Source organism: Brasilonema octagenarum UFV-OR1 (genome assembly GCF_963888615.1).
Taxonomy (GTDB): Bacteria; Cyanobacteriota; Cyanobacteriia; order Cyanobacteriales; family Nostocaceae; genus Brasilonema; species Brasilonema sennae.
Window position 1 is genome coordinate 1 of record NZ_CAWPKW010000386.1, and the last position, 1,173, is coordinate 1,173.

Genomic DNA, 1,173 nt, shown 5'->3' on the forward strand with positions numbered 1-1,173 from the left:
GGTTGTGATTACCTAACCATTTAGCTGCAGCAACAAGAAGCAGAAGCTAGTTTAAAAGAAAAATTACTCAAACAAGCACAGTCAGAATATAACAATTGGATTGCACAAGAACGGAGAAAATCTAAAACTCCCATATATCCAGCTACAAAAGATGTCATTAAACAACAAATTCTTCTTCAGAAAAAACAAGAGTTTGATAGAACCATACAAGCATTAAGTCGCCAACATGAATTTAAAGCAGACGAAATCGGTTACATCTATATGATTAAAGCTGGTTATGCTCAAAGTGGAGGTTTGCGAGTTTTTAACCTGCTTTCTCGTTTACCCTCTAACTACACAGAAAATAGCAGCCATCCACCGACACAACAAAGAATTTATGCACTTAACCAAGCGATGAAGAAATATTCGTGGCTTCCTTTATGGATAGATGGCAATGAGCGATTAAAAAATAATCCTCAACCACTCAAATTAGATTTGTCAGAAGATAGAGTATCTTTGCGAATTAACTCCAGATTTATCTCTCGGTAATTCCTTTAAACAAAATTAGATTTTGCGTATTTGGACACAGGTAAATTCGTAGATGTAAGTGAAAGCGGATAATTTACCCTAAAAAATTCCCACAAAAGGAAGCTTAACTTATGAATATCAAAGCTAAATTATTAGGTGCTGCAGCTGTTATTTCTGGCATCTCCGGTTTACTTTTTATTGTACCTACTCCTGCGAGTGCTAACACTTTTATTGAGCAAGTAAGGGCGCAATTAATGCGAACTGCTATTCATGGTGGTTTTAATGGTTATCAGCTAACCCATGAACCTTTGATTGATGGAATTCGTAGTGGTGGTTCTGATTATTTAACCATAAATCTGCGTGCAGGCGAGCAATATGGCATTATTGGCGTGTGCGACGAAGATTGTCAGGATTTAGACATTACCCTTTATAATAACCGTGGTCAAGTCGTTGCTGCTGATACCGATGATGATGACATTCCGGTTGTTGGTGTGACTCCAGCTCGAAGTGGAACGTATCGAGTCAAAGTTGATCTGCCCAGTTGCAACTCTGCAATGTGCTACTACGGAGTTGGGGTTTTCGGTAAGTAATATCATGTCCGGACGAATACTTATAAAAAACGAAGAACCTCACCCCGCCCTCCGGGCACCCCTCTCCTTATTAAGG

At 39.0% G+C, this 1,173-nt stretch carries 2 protein-coding genes; both read left to right on the forward strand.

All coding sequences use genetic code 11. The features are described 5' to 3' along the window. The first annotated feature begins 204 nt into the window (after window positions 1-204). Window positions 205-528, forward strand: a complete 324-nt coding sequence (locus tag AC5590_RS34035) for a M48 family metalloprotease (protein WP_348982799.1) — start codon at window positions 205-207, stop codon at window positions 526-528. Window positions 529-638: 110 nt separating this feature from the next. After that, complete coding sequence (locus AC5590_RS34040) at window positions 639-1,097, forward strand: hypothetical protein (RefSeq protein ID WP_169269004.1); 459 nt, start codon at window positions 639-641, stop codon at window positions 1,095-1,097. The last annotated feature ends 76 nt before the right edge of the window (window positions 1,098-1,173 follow it).